The 21,292-nt window shown below is 70.5% G+C and carries 20 protein-coding genes; 16 read left to right on the top strand and 4 right to left on the bottom strand.

The window, feature by feature from the left end:
• The first annotated feature begins 88 nt into the window (after window positions 1–88).
• From ACFFCN_RS01645 to ACFFCN_RS01620, 6 genes are all read left to right on the top strand, one after another.
• A complete protein-coding gene (locus ACFFCN_RS01645) occupies window positions 89–1,105 on the top strand; it encodes a M23 family metallopeptidase (RefSeq protein ID WP_375489077.1) in 1,017 nt (338 codons plus the stop codon).
• A 142-nt stretch (window positions 1,106–1,247) separates the two neighbouring features.
• Window positions 1,248–2,264 (top strand): M23 family metallopeptidase, encoded by a 1,017-nt coding sequence (locus ACFFCN_RS01640; protein ID WP_375489075.1) that lies wholly within the window; start codon window positions 1,248–1,250, stop codon window positions 2,262–2,264.
• A gap of 168 nt (window positions 2,265–2,432) precedes the next feature.
• Window positions 2,433–3,158, top strand: a complete 726-nt coding sequence (locus ACFFCN_RS01635; RefSeq protein WP_375489073.1) for an NTP transferase domain-containing protein — start codon at window positions 2,433–2,435, stop codon at window positions 3,156–3,158.
• Window positions 3,155–4,048, top strand: coding sequence for a glucose-1-phosphate thymidylyltransferase RfbA (rfbA, locus tag ACFFCN_RS01630; RefSeq protein WP_375489071.1), 894 nt, complete (start codon window positions 3,155–3,157; stop codon window positions 4,046–4,048). The genes ACFFCN_RS01635 and rfbA overlap by 4 nt, the downstream gene beginning before the upstream one ends.
• Complete coding sequence (locus ACFFCN_RS01625) at window positions 4,048–4,635, top strand: dTDP-4-dehydrorhamnose 3,5-epimerase family protein (protein ID WP_375489069.1); 588 nt, start codon at window positions 4,048–4,050, stop codon at window positions 4,633–4,635. The genes rfbA and ACFFCN_RS01625 overlap by 1 nt, the downstream gene beginning before the upstream one ends.
• Window positions 4,636–4,643: 8 nt before the next feature.
• Complete coding sequence (locus tag ACFFCN_RS01620; protein ID WP_375489067.1) at window positions 4,644–5,144, top strand: hypothetical protein; 501 nt, start codon at window positions 4,644–4,646, stop codon at window positions 5,142–5,144.
• 3 nt (window positions 5,145–5,147) lie between these two features.
• On the opposite strand, the gene ACFFCN_RS01615 is transcribed toward ACFFCN_RS01620, so the two are convergent.
• A complete protein-coding gene (locus tag ACFFCN_RS01615) occupies window positions 5,148–6,371 on the bottom strand; it encodes a PQQ-dependent sugar dehydrogenase (RefSeq protein WP_375489065.1) in 1,224 nt (407 codons plus the stop codon).
• 102 nt (window positions 6,372–6,473) lie between these two features.
• Between ACFFCN_RS01615 and ACFFCN_RS01610 the strand changes: the two genes are divergently transcribed.
• Together ACFFCN_RS01610 and ACFFCN_RS01605 are read left to right on the top strand one after the other, a co-directional pair.
• Window positions 6,474–7,328 carry a polysaccharide deacetylase family protein gene (locus ACFFCN_RS01610; protein WP_375489063.1) on the top strand — a complete coding sequence of 285 codons (855 nt, stop codon included), beginning with the start codon at window positions 6,474–6,476 and terminating at the stop codon, window positions 7,326–7,328.
• 39 nt (window positions 7,329–7,367) lie between these two features.
• Entirely contained in the window at window positions 7,368–8,291 is a 924-nt protein-coding gene (locus tag ACFFCN_RS01605; protein ID WP_375489061.1) for a 2-hydroxyacid dehydrogenase, read from the top strand.
• 141 nt (window positions 8,292–8,432) lie between these two features.
• Here ACFFCN_RS01605 and ACFFCN_RS01600 read toward each other — a convergent pair whose 3' ends face one another.
• Entirely contained in the window at window positions 8,433–8,876 is a 444-nt protein-coding gene (locus tag ACFFCN_RS01600; RefSeq protein WP_375489059.1) for a PH domain-containing protein, read from the bottom strand.
• A 45-nt stretch (window positions 8,877–8,921) separates the two neighbouring features.
• On the opposite strand from ACFFCN_RS01600, the gene ilvD reads away from it, so the two are divergent.
• Window positions 8,922–10,649 carry a dihydroxy-acid dehydratase gene (ilvD, locus tag ACFFCN_RS01595; RefSeq protein WP_375489057.1) on the top strand — a complete coding sequence of 576 codons (1,728 nt, stop codon included), beginning with the start codon at window positions 8,922–8,924 and terminating at the stop codon, window positions 10,647–10,649.
• A 43-nt stretch (window positions 10,650–10,692) separates the two neighbouring features.
• Here ilvD and ACFFCN_RS01590 read toward each other — a convergent pair whose 3' ends face one another.
• Entirely contained in the window at window positions 10,693–11,247 is a 555-nt protein-coding gene (locus ACFFCN_RS01590; RefSeq protein WP_375489055.1) for a CAP domain-containing protein, read from the bottom strand.
• Between the two features lie 444 nt (window positions 11,248–11,691).
• On the opposite strand from ACFFCN_RS01590, the gene ACFFCN_RS01585 reads away from it, so the two are divergent.
• The 4 genes from ACFFCN_RS01585 to ilvC all read left to right on the top strand — a co-directional run bounded on the left by ACFFCN_RS01585 (window position 11,692) and on the right by ilvC (window position 15,853).
• Complete coding sequence (locus ACFFCN_RS01585; protein WP_375489053.1) at window positions 11,692–13,494, top strand: acetolactate synthase large subunit; 1,803 nt, start codon at window positions 11,692–11,694, stop codon at window positions 13,492–13,494.
• Entirely contained in the window at window positions 13,491–14,240 is a 750-nt protein-coding gene (locus tag ACFFCN_RS01580) for an aspartate/glutamate racemase family protein (protein WP_375489051.1), read from the top strand. The genes ACFFCN_RS01585 and ACFFCN_RS01580 overlap by 4 nt, the downstream gene beginning before the upstream one ends.
• Window positions 14,237–14,761 carry an acetolactate synthase small subunit gene (ilvN, locus tag ACFFCN_RS01575; RefSeq protein ID WP_375489049.1) on the top strand — a complete coding sequence of 175 codons (525 nt, stop codon included), beginning with the start codon at window positions 14,237–14,239 and terminating at the stop codon, window positions 14,759–14,761. Before ACFFCN_RS01580 ends, ilvN begins: the two co-directional genes overlap by 4 nt.
• Before the next feature lie 63 nt (window positions 14,762–14,824).
• Entirely contained in the window at window positions 14,825–15,853 is a 1,029-nt protein-coding gene (gene ilvC, locus ACFFCN_RS01570; RefSeq protein WP_375489047.1) for a ketol-acid reductoisomerase, read from the top strand.
• Here ilvC and ACFFCN_RS01565 read toward each other — a convergent pair.
• Entirely contained in the window at window positions 15,826–17,982 is a 2,157-nt protein-coding gene (locus ACFFCN_RS01565) for a prolyl oligopeptidase family serine peptidase (RefSeq protein ID WP_375489045.1), read from the bottom strand. The genes ilvC and ACFFCN_RS01565 overlap by 28 nt on opposite strands.
• A 39-nt stretch (window positions 17,983–18,021) precedes the next feature.
• Here ACFFCN_RS01565 and ACFFCN_RS01560 point away from each other — a divergent pair, with 39 nt between their 5' ends.
• The 3 genes from ACFFCN_RS01560 (at window position 18,022) to ACFFCN_RS01550 (ending at window position 21,279) form a co-directional block, all read left to right on the top strand.
• Window positions 18,022–19,044, top strand: coding sequence for a 3-isopropylmalate dehydrogenase (locus ACFFCN_RS01560; protein ID WP_375489043.1), 1,023 nt, complete (start codon window positions 18,022–18,024; stop codon window positions 19,042–19,044).
• A gap of 184 nt (window positions 19,045–19,228) precedes the next feature.
• Window positions 19,229–20,830, top strand: coding sequence for a citramalate synthase (cimA, locus tag ACFFCN_RS01555; protein ID WP_375489041.1), 1,602 nt, complete (start codon window positions 19,229–19,231; stop codon window positions 20,828–20,830).
• Complete coding sequence (locus ACFFCN_RS01550; protein WP_375489039.1) at window positions 20,827–21,279, top strand: SRPBCC family protein; 453 nt, start codon at window positions 20,827–20,829, stop codon at window positions 21,277–21,279. Before cimA ends, ACFFCN_RS01550 begins: the two co-directional genes overlap by 4 nt.
• Window positions 21,280–21,292 lie beyond the last annotated feature (13 nt).

Below are 21,292 nucleotides of genomic sequence, written 5' to 3'. Positions count from 1 at the left end.
CTGGTTTTACATGAAGTGACAACCGGGTAGACCCCTGTCGGCGGGGGCCGTACAGACGTCACGTCTTCGTCGAATGCCGGAGTAAGCCATGCCCCTCGCCATCGCGCAGCGCACCCGCGCCGTGCTGCTCCTGGTGCTGATCGCGTTGCTGTGCCTCACCGGCGCCGCGACCGCCGCGGCGGCCGGCGCGACCGCCGTCGGCGACGGTGCGTCCGCAGCGCACCCCTACTCCGATCCCGTGTGGTGGCCGGTGTCGGTGCCGGCGAGCATGGGCTGCTACCGCGGCAACCCCGGCTGCGGCGGCGACCACGCCACCTACATCTGGGACATCGTCGGACAGAACGGCGTCGACAACCAGGCGATCTACCCGATGGGCGCCGGCATCGTGCACATCGGCGCGACCGGTACCGGCTGCGGTGGTGTGCAGAACCGCGGTGACTACGTCTACGTCGACCACGGCAACGGTGTGCTGACCTACTACGGGCACCTCGGCCGGATCCTGGTGCACAACGGGGAGTACGTGTCGCCGCGGACCGCGCTGGCCTACATGGGTAACAGTGGCTACGCCAAGTGCCACACCTGGCCGCTGCTGCGTTACGTCATGGTCGCCCTGAAGCACGGCGGCAGGAGCGGGCAGTACGTCGAACTCAGGTCGACGTACGCCTGCCCGGCGGACGGCGGATCGCGCACCACCTGGCCGCAGTACCTACCGAGCGGCGCGGCGGCGCACTGGAACGCCGTGACCAACCAGACGCCCATCCCAGCCACCAGCACGTCCCGCTCGTGCATCACGGCGCCGGCGACCACCGCGGCGCAGCCCACCGGAGTCGGTCTGGCACGACGCGGCGCGTCGACGATGTACGCGCACTGGTCCCGCGCATGGTCCGGCTACGGCGTCGGCACCACCGTCGTCGCACTCCAGGAGTACCACCCGAGCATCCGGCGATGGCTTCCGCAGGCGTCCGCCTGGCTGTCGGGCAGCGCCACGTCCGTCAGCTTCGCGAGGCTGACGCACCGGCGGCAGTACCGCGTCTACGTGATGTTCCACAACGCCGCGGGCTACAGCGCGCTCTCGGCCGGCCGGTACGCCGGGATCGGGAAGTAGCCGGCACAGATGTGGCGTTGAGCACACAAACCGGTCACTGACTGTAAGAGTTCGAGCACGCTATGTGTATATTGCTGCCAGAGCGGGTACAGCCTGCTTTGGCGGGGGCCAACACACGATTCACGGATCGCAGGAGCCCCTCATGTCCATCACCTTCACGCACCGGGCGCGCATCGGCCTGCTCACCCTGTTGACCGCCGTGCTCGGCCTCGCTGGGATCGTGGCACCGTCCGCGGCGCAGGCGGCGATCATCAGCTACGGCGCGTCGCCCGCCCATCCGTACTCGGACCCCACCTGGTGGCCGGCGTCGACCGAGACCACGATGGGCTGCTACCGCGGGAACAGCGGCTGCGGCGGCGACCACTCCACCTACATCTGGGACATCGTCGCCAAGAAGGGCATTTACACGTCGCCCGTCTTCGCGATGGGCGCCGGCATCGTGCACATCGGCGCCACGCACACCGGATGCGGTCACGCGCAGAGCCGCGGCGACTACCTCTACATCGACCACGGCAACGGTGTCCTCACCTACTACGGCCACCTCGGCCGGATCCTGGTCCGCAGCGGCCAATACGTCTCGCCGCGCACCACGCTGGCCTATATGGGCAACAGCGGCTATGCGGGGTGCCACGCCCACCCGTGGCTGCGCTACGTCATGGTCGCCAAGAAGATCGGCGGCGAGGCGCACGGCCGGTACGTCGAGATCACCCACACCCTCGCCTGCCCGAGCAACGGCGGCGCGCGGGTCACCTGGCCCCAGCAGCTACCGCGCGGCCGAGCGTCGCACTGGAACGCCGTCCACAACGAGACGCCGATCCCGGCCACCAGCTCGTCCCGCTCGTGCATCCCGGTGCCGACCCGGACCGCGAGCCGACCTACGGTCACTGCCGCTGCACGTCACGGCCAGTCGACGGTGTACGCCGCGTGGACGCGCTCATCGAGCAGTTTTCACGTCAGCAGCACCGTGGTGACACTGAGCATGTACCACCCTTCGATCCACCGGTGGCTCGCCTACTCCCACCAGTGGCTGTCGGGTGCAACGACCGTCACCCGCTTCCACCACCTGCACCACAAGCGGCACTACGCCGTGACGGTCCAGGTGCGCAACGCCTGGGGCTACAGCGCGCCGTTCACCAGATACACCTACATCGGCAAATAGCCGCTGATTCCGTCCCTCCGACCGCACCGCCGCGCCCACGCGGCGGTGCGGTTGGGTGCTGTTCGCCCGCTCGGCTAGGTTCAACTGTCGTCGGAACCCGGGTGCGGCCGACACCCGCGCCGGACCACCGGGGCCGGTACACCGTGGCGGAGCGAGAGGAGCGGGGCATTGTCGAGTATCCAGGTCGTCATCCTGGCGGCCGGTAAGGGAACACGCCTCGGCCGACCGCATCCGAAGCCCCTGACGGTTCTGACCGACGACGGTCGCACGATCATCACGCAGCAGCTGGACAACATCCGAGCCGCGCTCGGCGAGGATGCCCGGGTCATGGTTGTCGTCGGCTTCAAGTTCGACATGATCATGGAGGCGGTGCCGGACGTCGTCTTCGCCTACAACGAGGACTACAGCGACACCAATACCAACAGGAGTCTGCTGCGCGCGCTGCGGAACACCGTCGAAGGTCCGGTCATCTGGATGAACGGCGACGTGGTGTTCGACCCGGTGGTGCTCGAGCGGCTCAAGCCGTTCCTCGCCGACGACCGCTCGGCCATCGCGGTAAACACCGCGGCCACCGCCGAGGAGGAGGTCAAGTACACCGTCGACGCCCACGGGCACGTGGATGCGCTCTCGAAGCAGGTGCGTGACGCGCTCGGTGAGGCGGTCGGTGTCAACCTGGTGTCCGCGGCCGACAAGCTCGCGTTGATCCGCCGACTCGGCGAGTGCGACGACCAGGACTACTTCGAACGTGGCATCGAGCTCGCGATCGAGCACGACGGCATGCAGGTCACCCCGGTCGACATCTCCGACCTGTTCGCCGTCGAGGTCGACAACGCCGAGGACCTCGAGCGCGCCAACGAGGCGCAGCGGGAGTACACCCGCGCTCGTCAGGCATGAAGGGCATCATCCTCGCCGGCGGCGCCGGCACGCGACTGCATCCGATCACCCGTGCGGTGAGCAAGCAGCTGCTGCCCGTCTACGACAAGCCGATGATCTACTACCCGATCTCGGTGCTGATGCTCGCCGGGATCCGCGACATCCTGCTGATCACCACGCCGCACGACCAGGAGCAGTTCAACTGGCTGCTCGGCGACGGCAGCCAGTGGGGCGTCTCGATCACCTACGCGGTGCAGCCGTCACCGGACGGGCTCGCGCAGGCCTTCCTGATCGGCGCCGACCATCTGGCCGGCGGACCGGGCGCGCTCGTGCTCGGCGACAACATCTTCTTCGGCACCGGGATGGCCGGCATGCTGACCGACGCCGTCGCTACCGTCGAACGCGACGCCGGTTGCACGCTGTTCGGCTACCGCGTCGGCGACCCGGAGCGCTACGGCGTGGCTGTCCTCGACAACGCGGGCCGGCTCGTGGACATCGAGGAGAAGCCCGAGGTGCCGAAGTCGCATCTCGCGGTCACCGGGCTCTACCTGTACGACTCGGACGTCGTCGAACACGCGCGTGCCCTGCGGCCGTCCGCGCGCGGCGAACTCGAGATCACCGACCTCAACCGCGTCTACCTCCAGCGCGGCGCTGCGCGACTCGTCGACCTCGGCCGCGGCACGGCCTGGCTGGACACCGGCACGCACGACTCGCTGCTCGAGGCCGGGCAGTTCGTGCAGGTGCTGCAGCACCGGCAGGCGCTGACCATCGCCTGCCTCGAGGAGATCGCGATGCGCCGCGGGTTCATCACCGCCGAGGCGGCGCTCGAGTGCGCGGATCAGATGGGCAAGTCGAGCTACGCCACCTACCTGCGCCGCGCGGCACGCGAGTTCGCCGAGGGCACTCACTGATGCCGGTCGAGATCGCCGACATGCGCGTCGTCGCGTCGGCCATCGACGGCCTCTGGCGCATCCACGCCAAGGCTGTCACCGACGAGCGGGGGACCGTGCGGGAGTTCTTCCGCACCAGCGGCTTCGCCGAGCTCGGGTTGCCGGTGCCCGACCGGTGGGCGCAGGTCAACATGACCTGGACGCACCGTGGTGGACTTCGCGGACTGCACGGCGAGGCGATGACCAAACTCGTCGGCGTCGCATGGGGCACCGCACTCGGGGCCTACGTCGACGCGCGGCGCGACTCGCCGACCTTCGGTGCGGTGGAGACCGTGGCCCTCGAACCCGGCGTGCTGGTGCTCGTCCCCCCGGGGGTGTGCAACGGGTTCCAGGCCACCGGCGACGGTGATCCCGGCGGCTGCCAGTACCTCTACTGCTTCGACGACGAGTGGCGGCCGGGCATGGCCGGTGTCGCCGTCAACCCGCTGGACCCGGCCCTGGCGATCGGCTGGCCGATCGAGCCCGACCCGGCCGACCCGGCCCAGGTGTCGGCGAAGGACGCCGCCGCGCCACTGTTCGCCGAGCTGCCCGGCGACGGCCGAGGCTGATCGGGGCCATGCACGAGGCCGCCGGGCACGGTGCCCTGTTCTGGACAGGGTGGGCGGTGCTCGGCCTGATCGTGCTCGCGGTGCTGGCCGCGGTCCTCGGCCGCTGGCTGATCCGCCGCGGCATCCGCGAACCGTTCGTCGTGCGGTTCATCAACCGGACGTCGGACCGGGTGGTCGAATCGGTGAAGAAGCCGATCACGATCGCGGTGCTCGAAGAGGTCGCGGACGTGCTGCGCACCGGTAACTACACGCGCAACCTCGCGGCGGCGCTGGAGGAGAATCGCGAGGAGCTCAAGCGGATGGTCGCGGAGAAGATCAAGCAGGATCCGACCGCCGGCGCAGTGAACCTCCTCCCCTTCCACGACCGGCTGCTGGACGCCGTGAGCGAGACGACGTTGCGGGTCATCCTGGAGATCCTCGCCGACCCGCGGACCGACGAGCTGGTGTCCGACGCGCTGCGCGACAACATCAACCAGATCCGGCAGGCCGTACGTGAGCAGGAGGACTGAGCGTCACGCCGGGTTGCGGCCCGCGGTCGACGAGCTCGGGACGTAGCGGATCACCCGCTCGTCAGCAGCGACCGGCCTGCCGTGCCCGTCGCGATTCGACGTCGTCAGCCAGAGCGCGCCGTCGGCCGCCGCGACCACCGTCAGCAGCCGGCCGTACTTGCCGCGCAGCTGCTCGGTGAACTTGCCGACGGTCTGCGTCACAGCGCCGCCGGACAGTTGTGCGGCGAGCAACGCCGTGCCGTTCAGTGAGGTGACCCACAGCGTCGAGTCCGCGACCGCGCAGCCACCGGGTGCGCGGTCCTGGGCAGGCAGCGCCGCGGCCGCCGCGTGGACCGCACCCGTGCCGTGCGGCCACCCGTAGTTGGCGCCGCCCACGAGCCCGTTGACCGCGTCCGGGCGCCCCGCAGCGCCGGTCTCGACCTCGAGTACGCCGTTGGTCTGTGCCACCGCGCACAGACCGTTCACGACGCGGTGGCCGCTCGTCCAGATGGGCGACGCGCCATTCGGGTTGCCGGCGGCGGGACGGCCGATGTCGGTCACCCGCAGCACCTTGCCCGCCAGGCTGCGGCCGTCCGACGCGTGCCCGGCCACCCCGGCATCGCCGGTGCCGACGTAGAGGTTGCCGTCGGCGCCGAAGGCGATCCGACCGGTGTTGTCCGACCGGCCCTTCGGGATGCCGGTCAACACCGGGGTGACCGGACCGTGCAGGGTGAAGTCGACGACCCGGTTGTCCTTCGGCGTGGTGATGTAGGCGTAGATGAGGTTGTCCTCGCCGTAGCTGGGCGAGAGCGCGAGGTCGAGCAGCCCCCCGCCGCCGGCCGTGCTCAGCCCGGGCAGGACGCGCACCGTGGGCACCGGCTGATCGGGGCGTGGCTGCACCCGCACGATCCGGCCGGTGGTGCGTTCGCCGACCAGCGCGCTGTTGTCGGGCAGGATCGCCACCGCCGTCGGGGTGGTCAGCTTGGTCGCCACCACGTCCGGGTCGGCGGTCGAGGACGTGCTGGGCCGGGTCGAGCCGGACGCGCCCGGGGCGGGCGTACCGCCGCCCTGCGGGCTGAGCGAGGGGACGGGCACGATCGGTGTGATCTGCACGCCGGGACCCTCGCCGTTGGAGCCGAACCCCGGGCTGGGCTCCCAGGTCGGCGCCGAGGCGCCGGAACCCGAGCCGCACGCTGCCAGCACGAACGCGCCGCCCGCGAGCACGGCGGTCAGGCGGGTGCGACGCATGGCCACCAGTCTGCCTCGCGCACCTGTGGAGAAGTCGTCGGCGGGTCGTTCGCGCCGCGACGCCCATCGCCCGGCACACTCCTGCTCGACAGGGGGGACGACATGACTGACGGACCGACGCGACGGCGGGTGCTGCGCCTCGCCGGCGCGACCGCATTCACGGCAACAGCGGCGACCCTCGCCGACCTGGGCACGACGACCGGATCGGCGGCCGCCCGTACCTCGCGGCGCAGCGTCGCAGGGCGTTCACTCAACGCGGCTGCTGATCCGGCGGGCCACATCGCGGTCGTCGATGCGACCCGCGCGCCGACACCCGCGTGGGCACGCCCCTGGCATCACCCGATCGACACCCTCGCCGACTTCGTGCATCGCGACCGGCAGGCGCACTTCGCCCGCACCGCGATCATGCTGACCATCGACGACGGCCCCAGCCCCGAGTGGACCCCGAAGTACCTCGCGCTGCTCGCGAAGTACCGGATACCGGCGACCTTCTGCATGATCGGCCGGCAGGTGCGGTCGAACCGCGATCTCGCCAAGGACGTGCGCGATCACGGGCACGTCATCGCCAACCACACCTGGACACACGACGAACGGCTCGCGTTCGGCTCGCCCGCGCACATCCGTGCCGAGATCACGCGCACGCAGGACGCCATCCACGCAGCCACCGGCTACACGCCGAACCAGTTCCGCAACCCGGGCGGGGCGTGGGGGAGCGCCGTCTACGCCGAGCTCGCGCGGGCGCGGATGATGCCACTCGGTTGGAGTGTCGACCCGCGTGACTGGGCACGGCCCGGCGCCGCTGCCATCGAGCACACGATGCTCCGGGCGCGGCCGCACCAGATCATCCTGTGTCACGACGGCGGTGGGGACCGCGCCGAGACCTACCGCGCGCTGCGCACGGTCATTCCTGCCCTGCTCCGGCGCGGCTACACCTTCGTGACGCTGCCGCGGGGCTGACCTCGTCCGGGCGGGCTGCCTGGCCGTAACGTCGGACGCGTGTTCACCGTCAGCGTGCCGACCCCCGACACCGTCGCCCTGCTCGGCGACCTGCCCGACGACGTCGAGGTGCTCGTCTGGGACGGCACGGGCGAGCGACCCGCGGGCGCGGAGCACATCCGGATGTTCGTCGGCAGGTACGACGCGCCGCCCCCGCCACGGGAGACGTTCGAGCACCTGGCTGAACTCGAGGTCCTGCAGCTGGTGTCGGCCGGCGTGGAGCCGTGGTTGAAGGTGCTGCCCGACGGTGTCGTGCTGTGCAACGGCCGCGGCATCCACGGCGCCACGACTGCGGAGCTGGCTGTCGCCGGCATGCTCGCCGTGCTGCGCGGGGTGCCCGGTTACGCCGCCGCGCAGCGCGAGCACCAGTGGGATCGTTCGCACGCGGCGCAGACCGACAGCCTGGCCGGTCGCGCAGTACTTGTCGTCGGCGCCGGTGACATCGGCCGGCGCATCGCCGCAGTGGCGCGCGTGCTCGACGCGAGCACGACGATGGTGGCCCGCACCGCCCGCGACGGTGTGCACGGCTTCGACGAGCTGCTCGACCTGCTGCCGCAGCACGACGTCGTTGCACTCGCCGCGCCGCACACCCCGCAGACGCACGGGATCGTCGACGCGCGGTTCCTCGCTGCGATGCCGGACGGCGCGCTGCTGGTCAACATCGCGCGCGGTCAGCTTGTGGACACCGACGCATTGCTCGACGAGCTTCGTGCCGAGCGGCTGCGGGCGTTCCTGGACGTCACCGATCCCGAGCCGTTGCCGCCCGAGCACCCGCTGTGGGGGGCGCCGAACCTGCTGCTCACGCCGCACGTCGGCGGCGGCACGCGCGGCTGGGAGCAGCGGGCCTACCGGCTGGTGCGCGAGCAGCTCCTGCGCCTGCATGCCGGCGAGCAGCTGCACAACCGGGTCGAGCACGGGTACTGAAGCGCTGACGGCGAGCAGCTGCGTCGGCACTTGTTACCGGCGCAGCGCGGCAGTGACGGGCCGCGCGTCGCGCGGGGCCGGTGCCAAGTCGCGGGCCCGGCGCCAGGTCGCGGTGCTGCAGTCAGCCGTCGGGTACCGACCTCAGCGGCGGCGACGCTGCGGCGCGTACTTCGGCGTCGGCTGCGCGATCGCCGGTAGCCGTCCGCCGCTCGCCCGGGCGAGTGCGGCGAGATCGTTCACCCGGACGCACGGCAGCCGCACCGACCCGTCCGACTGCACCGCGTAGACGTTGCGGCCGGTGACGGACAGGCCGCGCACCTGCGCCCACGGCAGCGCACGCGACCCGAACGCCGCCCGGACGGAGATGCCGGCGGCGTCGACGACCGTCGCCGTCCGCGCGACGTAGACGGCGGCGAGCACCGGCACGAGGAAGATCAACGTCTGGAGGCCGACCTGCGCCGGGGCTCCCTCGCCACCGCTCGTGGTCAGCGCGAGGGGAAAGGCGCCGACGAGCAGGAACAGGACGACGAGGAACGTGATTCGCGGCAATCGGAACACCTGCGTCGGCGTCGTCGAATCGGCCACGACGGAACGGTACCGGTCCGCACGGCACCGGTTAGTGTCGTCCGGGTGAGCACGCAGGAAGGCAACGCCGAGACCGCCGAGAACACAACCGGCAACCCGCGAACGCACCGCAAGCCGCACAGCCACATCGTCACCGACGGTGTGGAACGTGCGGCCGCACGCGGCATGCTGCGCGCCGTCGGCATGGACGACGACGACTGGCGCAAGCCGCAGATCGGGGTCGCGTCGTCGTGGAACGAGATCACGCCGTGCAACCTGTCGTTGGCCCGGCTCGCCAAGCAGGCGAAGGTCGGCGTCAGAAGCGCCGACGGCTTCCCGATGGAGTTCGGCACGATCTCGGTGTCCGACGGCATCTCCATGGGCCACAGCGGCATGCACTACTCACTTGTGTCCCGCGAGATCATCGCCGACTCGGTCGAGACCGTGTTCCGCGCCGAACAGCTCGACGGCGGGGTGTTGCTCGCCGGCTGCGACAAGTCGCTGCCCGGCATGCTGATGGCCGCCGCCCGGCTCGACGTCGCGGCAGTGTTCCTCTACGCGGGATCGACGCTGCCCGGCAAGCTCGGCGACCGCACCGTGACGATCATCGATGCCTTCGAGGCGGTGGGCGCGTGCCTGGCGGGGCGGATCAGCCGCGACGAGGTCGACGCCGTCGAGCGGGCGATCTGCCCGGGCGAGGGCGCGTGCGGCGGCATGTACACGGCGAACACGATGGCCAGTGCCGCCGAGGCGCTCGGTATGTCGTTGCCCGGCAGCGCCGCGCCGCCGGCGCCGGACGCACGGCGCGATCACTACGCCGAGCGTTCGGGCGAGGCCGCGGTGCAGCTCGTCGACGCCGGGATCACCGCCCGCACCATCCTGACCAAGGACGCCTTCGAGAACGCGATCACGGTGGTGATGGCGCTGGGCGGTTCGACCAACGCGGTGCTGCACCTGCTCGCCATCGCCCGCGAGGCGAAGGTCGAACTCACACTGGACGACTTCAACCGCATCGGCGACCGCACGCCGCACCTGGCCGACGTCAAGCCGTTCGGTGAGTACGTGATGACCGACATCGACCGCATCGGCGGCGTGCCGGTGGTGATGAAGGCGTTGCTCGACGCCGGCCTGCTGCACGGCGACTGCCTGACCGTCACCGGCAAGACGGTGGCGCAGAACCTGGCCGACATCGCGCCGCCCGACCCGGACGGCCACATCATCCGGTCCGTCGGCGAGCCCATCCACCGCACCGGTGGTCTGGCCATTCTGCGGGGTTCGCTCGCGCCGGAGGGTGCCGTCGTCAAGAGCGCGGGTTTCGACGCGGAGGTGTTCGAGGGCACGGCGCGGGTGTTCGACCGCGAGCAGCAGGCCATGGACGCGCTCGCCACGGGTGAGCTGCGCCCGGGCGACGTCGTCGTGATCCGCTGGGAGGGGCCGAAGGGCGGCCCGGGCATGCGCGAGATGCTCGCGATCACCGGCGCGATCAAGGGTGCCGGGTTGGGCAAGGATGTGCTCTTGCTGACCGACGGCCGCTTCTCCGGCGGGACCACCGGACTGTGCATCGGGCACGTGGCGCCGGAGGCGGCCGCGGGCGGGCCCATCGCGTTCGTCCACGACGGGGATCCGATCCGGTTGGACATGACTACCCGCACGCTCGATCTGCACGTCGACGAGGACGAACTGACGCGCCGGCGGGCCGAATGGAAGCCCGCCGACGCGCAGTTCGACTTCGGAGTGCTCCGCAAGTACGCCAAGCTGGTCGGCTCGGCGGCCAATGGAGCTGTCTGCGACTGACCGTTGCTGCGGCCGGGTTTCCGGCTGCCGCCCGCAGGTCGGGTCAGTGCGCGCCGAAGTCGGTCGTCAGCCACACCTTGTGGTGGGTCCGGTCGATGTACACATCCACGCCCACGTTGCGATAGTGCGGGCTCAAGATGTTGAGGCGGTGTCCGTTGTTCGGGGGCTTCTCGTTGTACATGAGAGTCTCGAGCAAGTTGACACCTCTCGCGTCCATCTCCGAATTCCACGCGATGTTTTCCCCCGCCCACCTCCACTTGTAGCCCGCTTGACGCATGCGCGTCCCGGGGGCTGCTTCGCGCGGAAGTTGGTGAGACATCACGTTGAACTGCGACATCGTGACGTTGTGGCGGCGAGCCGACACCTGCAGGCGCCGCCGCGACGAAAGAGGCTTCAGGTGGTGGGCGCGGCGCTCGGCGTTGATCATGCGAAAGACGCCTGATGCGACGTGGGACTCGTAGCTGGTGCGCCCGTGCGTGGCGACCCGCGCAGACGCTGCCTGGCTGCCGATGAGCTGTGCGCCGACCAGGCCGACGAGCAACGCAAGAAGCACGGTGATCAGGCCGGCTCGACGGGTGCGTGCCGCTGCGGTGGACAACGAGGTGGGGAGATGTGAGCTCATGGCCAGTCCGTTCGAGGGTGTCGATGTTGGGCATCCACCCCCGTGGATGTGGCTACTGTGTGTTGCCAAACGCGCAGGACGAACAACCACCTATGCAGGCGGCCGAATGTCGAGAAACCTTGAGCTTTCGGAAGGCCCCACCCCACGAATGCTCGACAGAGCTATACCCGGGCGTGTAGCAGATATCACTGTGCGTGCACAATTTGCGGAGTGCGTTCCCGGCTATCGGCCGTGCCGCCTTGTCCGTACGACGCGCCAGGCGTTACTGTTCGCAACGTGCGCTTCCTCGTACTCGTTATCGAGCGCGCCGCGTAGGTTCCGTTCCGGCCCTCGCGGCGCGCCAACCCTTCGTGCATCGGCACGGGGGGTTTTTTGTTGCCCCGACCTGCATGACCCGCCACACGAAGAGAGCTGATCGGCATGACTTCGGACATCACCGGTGAGACCGGCGGCGCAGCGAGTCCGCCCGGATCGTTGACCGGGGCGCAGTCGCTCGTGCGCTCGCTCGAGCACGTCGGCGCCGACGTCGTCTTCGGCATTCCGGGAGGCGCGATCCTGCCGGCGTACGACCCGCTCTACGACTCGCGGACCGTGCGGCACATCCTCGTGCGGCACGAGCAGGGCGCGGGGCACGCCGCAGAGGGATACGCGCAGGCCACCGGGCGGGTCGGCGTGTGCATGGCGACGTCCGGTCCCGGCGCGACGAACCTGGTCACGCCCATCGCGGACGCCTACATGGACTCGGTGCCGGTCGTGGCGATCACCGGCCAGGTCGGCCGGTCCTTCATCGGCACCGACGCCTTCCAGGAAGCCGACATCTCCGGCATCACCCTGCCCATCACGAAGCACAACTTCCTGGTGCAGGAGGCAGTGGACATCCCGCGCGTCATCGCCGAGGCGTTCCACCTGGCCGCCACGGGTCGTCCGGGCCCGGTGCTGGTCGATCTGCCGAAGGACGTCCTGCAGGACACCACGACCTTTGCCTGGCCGCCCAAGCTGGACCTGCCCGGCTACCGGCCGGTCAGTCGCCCGCACGGCAAGCAGATCCGCGAGGCGGCCAAGCTGATCGCGACGGCGCGGCGCCCGGTGCTCTACGTCGGCGGCGGCGTGCTGAAGGGCCGCGCGACCCAGGAGCTGCACCGGATCGCCGAACTCACCGGCATCCCGGTCGTCACCACGCTGATGGCGCGCGGCGCGTTCCCGGACAGCCACCGCCAGCACCTCGGCATGCCCGGCATGCACGGCTCGGTCTCCGCGGTCACCGCGTTGCAGAAGGCCGATCTGCTGATCGCGCTCGGCACCCGCTTCGACGACCGCGTGACCGGCCGGCTGGACAGCTTCGCGCCGCACGCCGCGGTGATCCACGCCGACATCGATCCTGCCGAGATCGGCAAGAACCGTGTCGCCGACATCCCCATCGTCGGTGACGTGCGCGACGTGCTGCGCGATCTCGCGCCCGCGCTCGAGGCCGAGTACGCCGCGGACAACCGCGCCGACCTCACCGGTTGGTGGCGCCAGCTCGATCACTTCCGCGAGACGTATCCGCTCGGCTACGACGAGCCGGCCGACGGTGCGCTCTCCCCACAGTACGTCATCGAACGCCTGGGACAGATCGCCGGGCCGGAGACGATCTACAGCGCGGGTGTCGGGCAGCACCAGATGTGGGCGGCGCAGTTCATCCGTTACGAGCACCCGTACACGTGGCTGAACTCCGGCGGTGCCGGCACGATGGGGTACTCGGTGCCCGCGGCGATGGGCGCGAAGGTGGGTTGCCCGGACAAGCTGGTCTGGGCCATCGACGGCGACGGCTGCTTCCAGATGACGAACCAGGAACTCGCGACCTGCGCGATCGAGAACATCCCGATCAAGGTCGCGGTCATCAACAACGGCAACCTCGGCATGGTGCGGCAGTGGCAGACGCTGTTCTACGACGAGCGGTACAGCCAGACCGAGCTCGGCACGCACACCTCCGACGTCAAGCACCGCATCCCTGATTTCGTGAAGCTCGCAGACGCGCTGGGCTGCGCCGGCCTGCGATGTGAGACGAAGGCCGACGTCGACGCGACCATCGAGAAGGCGATGGCCATCGACGACGTCCCGGTGGTCGTCGACTTCACGGTCGGCAAGGACGCCATGGTGTGGCCGATGGTCGCCGCGGGCGCGAGCAACGACGAGATCCAGGCTGCGCGTGACATCCGGCCCGACTGGGACGGCGTCGAATGAGCGCCGCTCGCGAAGCGGATCAGGCGTCCGGCGCGCCGTCGTACCGCGTGGGGTTGGTGGGCGGCACCAGCTGGACGTCGAGCGAGCACTACTACCGCAAGCTCAACGAGGGCGTCGCGACGGCCGCCGGCGCGCAGTACAGCGCGCCGGTGACGCTGTGGTCGGTGGAGTTCGGCGACTTCGCGCGGATGCAGCACGACGGCGACTGGGCAGGCGTGTCGCGCGTGCTCTGCGACGCCGCGCGGCGCCTCGTCGATGCGGGGTGTGCGGGGATCGCGCTCGCCGCGAACACGACGCACCTCGTGGCCGACGACGTGCGCGCAGCGATCGGCGACGTACCGTTCATCGACCTGATCGACCTCACGGCGCGGGCGGTGGCAGGTGCGCGCCGGGTCGGCCTGCTGGGCACGCAGTTCACGATGACCAGCTCGATGTTCCCCGACCGGCTCGGCCGCGACGGCATCGAGGTCGTCACGCCCGGCGCCGAGGAGCAGCAGCGCCAGCACGAGATCATCTACACCGAGCTGGCCCGCGGCGTGATCTCGGAGCAGGCGCGTGTCGACTACCTGGCGGGCATCGACAAAATCGTGGCCGAGGGGGCGGAGTACGTCCTGCTGGCGTGCACCGAACTCGGCCTGCTGGTGCGCGACGGCGACGCGTCGGTGCCGCTGGTGGACACCACCGACGTGCACTGCCGGGCGCTCGTCGATTTCATGCTCAACGGCCCGGATGGAGGCACGTCATGACCACGCACACGCTGTCCGTGCTCGTGGAGAACAAGCCGGGTGTGCTCACTCGGGTGGCTGGGCTGTTCGCCCGGCGCGGCTTCAACATCGAGTCACTGGCGGTCGGCCCGACCGAGCACCCGGACATCTCGCGTATCACCATCCTGGTGAGCGTCGAGGGCACGGTCCTGGAGCAGGTCACCAAGCAGCTGAACAAGCTCATCAATGTGCTCAAGATCGTGGAACTCGAGGAGAAGCAGGCCGTCCAGCGCGAGTTGCTGCTGGTCAAGGTGCGTGCCGACGAGAGCACCCGGCGCGACGTGCTGCAGATCGTCGACCTCTTCAACGCCAAGGTCGCCGACGTCGGCCCGGAGGCGCTGACCGTCGAGCTGACCGGCCGCCCTGACAAGCTGAACGCGCTGTTGCAGATGCTCGAGCCCTACGGGATCCGCGAGATGGTGCAATCCGGCATGGTCGCGCTGGGCCGCGGACCGCGCTCGATGACCCAGGCGGCGTTGCGCGCGGTCGAGCGCAGCGCATGACGCACACCCGATCGAACCGACAAGACCCGTCACATTCACTACGCGAAGAGGACTGACGTAACGATGGCAGTGGAGATGTTCTACGACGACGACGCCGACCTGTCGATCGTGCAGGGGCGCAAGGTCGCGGTGCTCGGCTTCGGCAGCCAGGGCCACGCGCACGCCCTGTCGCTGCGCGACTCCGGCGTCGACGTGCGCGTCGGCCTGCTCGAGGGCTCGCGCAGCCGGGCCAAGGCGGAGGAGGAGGGCCTGCGGGTCGTCACGCCCGACGTGGCGTCGGACGAGGCAGACCTGATCATGGTGCTGGCGCCCGACCCCGCGCAGCGCAAGCTGTACACGGATTCCATCGAGCCGCACCTGCGCGACGGCGACGCGATCTTCTTCGGCCACGGCTTCAACATCCGCTTCGGCTACATCAAGCCGCCGGCCAACGTCGACGTCGCGATGGTGGCTCCGAAGGGCCCCGGACACCTGGTGCGCCGGCAGTTCGTGGACGGCAAGGGCGTGCCGGTGCTCGTCGCCGTCGAGCAGGACGCCAGCGGCGACGCGCTCGACCTCGCGCTGTCCTACGCCAAGGCGATCGGTGGCACCCGCGCGGGCGCGATCAAGACGACCTTCACCGAGGAGACCGAGACCGATCTGTTCGGCGAGCAGGCCGTGCTGTGCGGCGGCATGTCCGCGCTCGTGCAGAACGGGTTCGAGGTGCTCACCGAGGCCGGGTACGCGCCGGAGATCGCTTACTTCGAGTGCCTGCACGAGCTCAAGCTCATCGTCGACCTGATGTACGAGGGCGGCATCGCCAAGCAGCGGTGGTCGATCTCGGACACCGCCGAATACGGCGACTACGTATCCGGACCGCGGGTCATCGACGCGCGGGTGAAGGAGACGATGAAGGCGGTGCTGACCGATATCCAGGACGGCACCTTCGCCGCGCGGTTCATCGCCGATCAGGACGCGGGCGCGCCGGAATTCACGCGACTGCGCGAGCAGGGCGAGCAACACCCGATCGAGGACACCGGCCGCAAGCTGCGCGGGCTGATGTCGTGGGTGTCGTCCGACGACGACTACACCGAAGGAACCGCCGCGCGCTGACCCGGCACATCGAGCGCACGGCGCAGGAAGTCGAGCTGGAGCAGCAGCAGGTTCTCCGCGACCACCTCGTCCGACGCCAAATGGGTGACACCGGTCAACGGCAGGTACTCGTGCGGTCGGCCGGCGGCCAGCAGGGCACTGGACAGGCGCAGCGAGTGGGCCACGAAGACGTTGTCGTCGGCCAGCCCATGGATGATCATCAGCGGGCGCCGCAGGTCGGCGGCCAGCGGTAGCAGGCTGTTGGCGTCGTAGACATCGGCGTCGGTGCGCGGGTCGCCGAGGTAGCGCTCGCTGTAGCAGGTGTCGTAGAGCCGCTCGTCCGTGGTGGGCGCGCCGGCGATCGCGGCGGCGAACACGTCCGGGTGCCGCAACACGCACAGCGCGGCGAGGTACCCGCCGAACGACCAGCCGCGGACCGCGACACGGGTGAGGTCGAGGTCGTCCGGATACAGCTCGGCGACGGCGCGCACGGCCTCGGCCTGGTCGTCCGCGGTGCCGGCGCGGTCGTTCTTCGCCTGTCGTTCGACCGCGGGCCCGCGCCCGGGCGTCCCGCGCCCGTCGGTGACGACGACGGCGAAACCCTGGTCGGCGAACCATTGGTCGGTGAGGTACGCGCGGGCGGAGTTGACCACCATCTGCCCGTGGGGTCCGCCGTACGGGCACAGCAGCACGGGCAGCCGGCGTCCGCCCGGCACGTGGTCCGACGGGAAGAGCACCGTCGTCGGGAGGCCGTTCGCGCCGACGGTGCTGGTCCGCACCCGGGGCGTGACGGGCGGCAGCTCGGCCACGTCGGCGACGGGGATCTCGGTCCCGTTGGTCCGGACGGTGGTCGCCGCGGCGACGTCGTCGGCCGTGCGCTGCGCGACGACCAGCGTGCCGCCGCCGAAGGCGCCCGCCGCCACGCCGGCCGGGTTGCTGAGCAACTCGACGCCGCCGTCGAAGCCGAGCCGGGCGAGCGCCACCGAGGCCAGCCGGGGTACCACCGTGGCGATCACCGCGGTGTCGTCGACCGCTACCACCTCGGCGACGAGCAGGTCCGGCGGGGTGAACGGTGCGTCGTCGAGCCACAGTCGGCGTTCGTCGCCGACGTCCACGCTGTGCAGCAGCCGGCCGTCCGGCAGGCGCCGGGGCGTGCCGGGCAGCAGCTCCACGTAGGCGTCGTCGGTGACGGCCCGCAGCAGGGTGGTGCGGCCGGTCTCGACATCCAGCTCGCGGTACTCCAGCCGCCGCTGGTCGCGGGTCAGCAGGGTGAGCACCGGTCGCGGGCCGGACCACTCCACGTGCGCCAGGTACTCGAGCACCACACCGTCAGTGCCGTCAGCGCCGTCGACAGCCTGGTCCGAGCGCCAGTCGACGTCGACCCGCCGCCCCTCGAGGTCGAGCACGGCCAGCCCGACGATCGCGTTGGCGGTGCCGGCCTGCGGGTAGCGCACCGCCGTGGGCGGCTGCTCCGGGTGGGCCGGGTCGCTGATGTGCCACATCGCGACGGGCGAGTCGTCGTAGCGCTCGACAAGCAGCTTCGTGCCGTCCGGTGACCACCAGAAGCCGTGGCCGCGGTCGAGCTCCTCGCCGGCGATGAACTCGGCGAGCCCCCAGACGACCTCGTCCGGCTCGTCGTCGGCAGGCGCGGCCACGACCCGATCGGCCCCGGAGTGGAGCTCGACGACGTGCAACCGGTGCCCGTCGGCGTAGGCCACCCGCCGCCCGGTCGGGTCGAGCTGCGGGTCGATCACCGAGCCGGGCGTCGGCACCGCGCGCGGGCCGCCGTCCGTGCCGTCGATGTCCGCGACGAACAGCTGCGACGACAGCGCGAAGACCACGCGGGTCACGTCGTCGTCGGTGTCGTAGGCGACGACCCCCGCGCCGGTGACGCGCAGGCGCTGGCGCCGCGCGAGCTCCTCGGCCGTCAGCTGCTCGTCCGCGGCCAGCAACGTGACCGGGTCGGCGATCAACCGCTCGGCGCCGGTGCGGGTGTCCAGCACCCACAGCGCGTCCTGCCGGGCGGTGCCGCTGCGCGAGCGGATGAACACCACCCGCGCGCCGTCCGGGCTGACGGTGAAGGCGCGGGGCAGGCCGAGCCGGAAGTTCATCGTGCGGGCAAGCATCCGGGGCAGGGAGTCGGCGGGCATGGCGTCATCGTGTCAGCCCGCCGTCGATAGGGTCGACGCATGAGGCTTGCGGTCATCCCCGGCGACGGCATCGGCATCGAGGTCACCGAGCAGGCACTGCGCGTGCTGCAGGCAGTGGACGCCGATGTCGATCCCACGCACTACGACCTCGGCGCCGCGCGGTGGCACCGCACCGGCGAGGTGCTGCCCGATTCGGTGCTCGAGGAGATCCGCGGGCACGACGCGATCCTGCTCGGCGCCGTCGGCGACCCGAACGTCCCGTCCGGCGTCCTGGAGCGCGGCCTGCTGCTGAAACTGCGTTTCGCGCTCGACCACCACGTCAACCTGCGGCCCGCGAAGCTGTACCCGGGCGTGCAGACCCCGTTGGCCGGGACGCCGGCCATCGACTTCGTCGTCGTGCGCGAGGGCACCGAGGGCCCGTACGCCGGCAACGGGGGAGTGCTGCGTAAGGGCACGCCGCAGGAGATCGCCACCGAGGTGTCGGTCAACACCGCGTACGGGGTGGAGCGGGTCGTGCGCGACGCGTTCGGCAGGGCGCAGGCGCGGCCGCGCAAACACCTGACCCTGGTGCACAAGAACAACGTGCTGACCAACGCCGGTGACCTGTGGTGGCGCACGGTGCAGGCCGTCGCCGCCGAGTTCGCGGACGTCACCGTCGCGTACAACCACGTCGACGCCGCGACGATCTACCTCGTGACCGACCCGGGCCGCTACGACGTCATCGTCACCGACAACCTGTTCGGCGACATCCTCACCGACCTCGCCGCGGCCGTCGCGGGCGGCATCGGCCTGGCCGCCAGCGGCAACCTCGACGTCAGCCACACCAACCCGTCGATGTTCGAGCCGGTGCACGGGTCCGCGCCGGACATTGCAGGGCAGGGCAAGGCCGACCCCACGGCAGCGGTGCTCTCGGTGTCGATGCTGCTCGCCCATCTCGGCAACCACGACGCGGCGCGTCGCGTGGAGGCTGCGGTAGCCGACGACCTCGCCAGCCGCGACGCCGCGGCCCCGGGTTCGACCACCGAGATCGGCGAGCGCCTCGCGAAGGCCGCCGCGGGCTGACGCCACTCGTCGCCGGGTCACGTGACCTGGCCCGGCGCGACGGCGCTGTGGCACACTGCCTGCGTGCAGCACAACGCGAGCATTATCGAGACGGCGCGACGGTAGCCACCTACCGCCGCGCCGACCCTCTGCCATCCGGCAGGGGGTTTTTTGTTTGGTCAGCGCCGCAAGGGACCCGATCACGATGCAGACAGACGACTTCCACGTCTTCGACACCACGCTGCGCGACGGTGCGCAGCGCGAGGGCATCAGCTACTCCGTCGCCGACAAGCTCGCCGTTGCGCGGTTGCTCGACCAGGTCGGCGTCGGGTTCGTCGAGGGCGGCTGGCCGGGCGCGTTGCCGAAGGACACCGAGTTCTTCGCGCGGGCGGCGGCCGGTGAGCTGACGATGCGGCACGCCACCCTCGTCGCGTTCGGCGCCACCCGGAAGGCCGGTGTCCGGGTGGCAGACGACCCGCAGGTCCGCGCGTTGCTCGACGCGCAGGCGTCGGTCGTCACGCTGGTCGCGAAGTCGGATCTGCGCCACGTCGAGCGCGCGCTCCGCACGACGCCCGAGGAGAACCTCGCGATGGTGCACGAGACCGTCGCTTTCCTGCGTGAGCACGGCAGGCGGGTGTTCGTCGACTGCGAGCACTTCTTCGACGGTTACCGCTACGACCACGACTACGGCATCCGCGTCCTCGACGCGGCGGCCGCCGCCGGCGCCGACGTCGGCGTGCTGTGCGACACCAACGGCGGCATGCTGCCGATGGCCGTGCACGACGTGGTGTCCGATGTCGTGCAGCGTTCCGGCATCAGGCTGGGGATTCACACCCAGGACGACACCGGCTGCGCAGTCGCCAACACGCTTGCTGCGGTGGATGCCGGCGCGACGCACGTCCAGGGCACCGCGAACGGCTACGGCGAACGCGCCGGCAACGCGAACATCTTCAGCGTGCTCGGCGGCCTGGTCACCAAGATGGGTCGCGACGTGCTGCCCGATGGCTGCCTCACCGAGATGGTGCGCGTCGCGCACGCCATCGCGGAGATCGCCAACCTCGCGCCGGACACGCACGCGCCCTACGTCGGCGCCGCTGCGTTCGCGCACAAGGCCGGCCTGCACGCCAGCGCGATCAAGGTCGACCCCGAGCTGTACAACCATCTGGACCCGCAGATCGTGGGCAACGACCAGCGCATCCTCGTCACCGAGATGGCCGGCCGCGCGTCGGTCGAGCTGAAGTCCGCCGAGCTCGGCGTCGACGTCACCGGCCGGCCCGACGTCGTCGGCAGCGTCGTCGAACACGTCAAGGAACGCGAGGCGGCCGGCTGGTCCTACGAGGCCGCGGACGCCTCGTTCGAACTGTTGTTGCGGGACACGCTCGACGGCGTGCAGGCGAGCGCGCCGTTCGACGTCGAGTCCTACCGCGTCATCATCGACCGCCGCGAGGACGACGCGCTGGTGAGCGAGGCGACGGTCAAGCTGCGCGCCGGCGGCCGGCGGGTCATCTCGACCGAGGAGGGCAACGGCCCGGTCAACGCGCTGGACCGCGCTTTGCGCAAGGCGCTGGAGCACGCGTACCCGCAGCTCGCGAAGATGGAGCTCACCGACTACAAGGTGCGCATCATGGCCGGCCGTGCCGGCACCGACGCGGTCACCCGCGTGCTCATCGAGACCAGTGATCACGAACGTGAGTGGAGCACCGTCGGGGTGCACGCCAACGTGATCGAGGCGTCCTGGCTGGCGCTGCACGACGCGGTGCGTTTCGGCCTGCTGAAGACTGCGACACCCGACCTGCCGACGTCGTGACCGACGAGCCGCCGCGCGTCGCCACGGCGACCCGCGAGATCGCGTCCGACGCGTCGACCGTGTTCGAGCTCATCGCCGACCCGGCGCGCCAGCCGCTGTGGGACGGCAACGACAATCTCGCGTCGGCGCGTCCCGGGCAGCGGGTCCACGGCGTTGGTGACGTCTTCGAAACCGTGCTCACGCACGACGGCGCCCTACGGGTCAATCATGTCGTCGAGTTCGCGGAGGGCAGGTTGATCGCCTGGCGGCCGTCCGAGCCGGGCGCCGAACCACCGGGCCACCTGTGGCGTTGGGAACTCGAGCCGCTGGATGCCCACCGGACGCGGGTCACGCACACCTACGACTGGACGAGCCTGACCGATCGGGCACGGCTGCGGCGCGCTCGGGCAACCACCCCGGACACGTTGCGCGCCTCCTTGGACCGGCTGGCCGAGCTCGCGCAGAGCTGAACGCCGCCGACTG

The sequence above is a fragment of the uncultured Jatrophihabitans sp. genome (assembly GCF_964246335.1).
Lineage (GTDB): Bacteria > Actinomycetota > Actinomycetes > Mycobacteriales > Jatrophihabitantaceae > Jatrophihabitans.
The sequence above is the reverse complement of the archived record's forward strand: the minus strand, read 5'-3'. Positions and strand labels throughout refer to the sequence as shown.